Annotated in this window: 2 protein-coding genes; both read left to right on the top strand. The window is 74.6% G+C overall.

The window, feature by feature from the left end:
- The first annotated feature begins 7 nt into the window (after nt 1-7).
- Complete coding sequence (locus tag GKQ77_RS32630; protein ID WP_372460052.1) at nt 8-1282, top strand: sensor histidine kinase; 1275 nt, start codon at nt 8-10, stop codon at nt 1280-1282.
- Nucleotides 1279-1550 (top strand): response regulator (locus tag GKQ77_RS32625; protein WP_219692763.1); only part of this gene is annotated, 272 nt, incomplete at its 3' end. The genes GKQ77_RS32630 and GKQ77_RS32625, both read left to right, overlap by 4 nt.

Genomic DNA, 1550 nt, shown 5'->3' with positions numbered 1-1550 from the left:
CCCCAAAGTGGCACAGCCCGCGCCAGCACCCCCGCACGCGCCCGCCCCGGCCCCGAGCGTGCCCGACCCTGACGCCCGCTGGCTCGCAGCCGTCATGCACACGGCGTTCTTCCTGCTCCTCGGCTCCTCGCTGGCCCGCTTCCTGCTGCGGCACCCCGGCGAACCCCGCACACCGTGGATCATCGCGCTCTCGATCTGCCTCGCACTGCTGTACGTACTCGGCCCCGCGCTCGGCACCCGTTCCACGCCGCACCGACTCGCCTGGCTGATCCTCACCGTGACGACCTGGGGCGTCCTCGTCGTCCTCGCGCCGAGCTTCGCGTGGTGCGCGGTGCCGCTCTTCTACACCGGGCTCCGTACGCTGCCGGCCCGCGCAGCCCTGTTCCTGGTGGCCGTCCTGACCGCCTTCGTGGTCGCCGCGCAGTTGCAGCTCGCGGGCGGCTTCGACCCCAACCTGCTCTTCGCGCCGCCCGCGTGGGCGGCGGTGGCGAGCGCGGTCTTCCTCTACATGCAGCGCCAGACGGCCCGTCAGCGCGCCCTCATCGACGACCTCATCCGCACCCGCCGCGAACTGGCCGCCACCGAACGCCGCGAGGGCACCCTCGCCGAACGCCAGCGCCTGTCCATGGAGATCCACGACACCCTCGCCCAGGGCCTGTCCAGCCAGCAGATGCTGCTCCAGGCGGCCGAGCGGCTCTGGGACACGGATCCGGCGCGGGCCCGCACCCATGTCCGTACCGCCGAGTCCATCACCGAGCGCGGCCTCGCCGAGGCCCGCCGGTTCGTGCACGACCTGGCCCCGGCCGACCTGGCGGACGGCGGCGGCCTCGCGCAGGCCCTGCGGGCGCTCGCGGAACGGGAGTCGGACGCGGGCCTGACCGTACGCTTCCACGCCGAGGGCGGGCCCGTGCCGCTGCCGGACCGGGCCAGTTCGGCGCTTCTGCGCATCGCCCAGGGCGCGCTGGCGAACGTACGCGAGCACGCCCGTGCCACCACGGCGGCGCTGACCCTGACCCACCTGGACGACCAGGTGGTCCTGGACATCGCCGACGACGGGCGCGGCTTCACCCCGCCCCGCGACACCGAGCCCGTAACGGGCGTACGAGGCCACGGTCTGCCCGCGATCCGCGCGCGGGCGGCGCAGCTCGGCGGCACGCTGACCATCGAGTCGGCGCCGGGCGAGGGCACGGTGCTTTCGGTGTCGATCCCGCTGGAGACCCCGCTCTCGGCCTCACCCGCGCTGCCATCCCCGCCCGCCAACCCGTTGGAGCCCCCGTCATGAGCGCACCGCGCCCCGTCCGCCTGCTGGTCTGCGACGACCACGTCGTCGTACGCGCGGGTCTGCTCGCCCTGCTCGGCAGCGCGCCGGACATCGAGGTGGTCGGCGAGGCGGGCACGGGCGAGGAGGCGGTCGCCCTGGCCGCCAAACTGACGCCGGACGTGGTCCTGATGGACCTGCAACTGGGCGAGGGCATCGACGGCGTGGAGGCCACGCGCCGCATCGCGTCACCCTCCCCCGACGCCCCGCCCCACGTCCTGGTCCTGACCAC

Source organism: Streptomyces anatolicus (assembly GCF_019400875.1).
Taxonomy (GTDB): Bacteria; Actinomycetota; Actinomycetes; order Streptomycetales; family Streptomycetaceae; genus Streptomyces; species Streptomyces anatolicus.
Note: the sequence above shows the minus strand (reverse complement) of the source record. Positions and strands in the feature narration are given on the sequence as shown.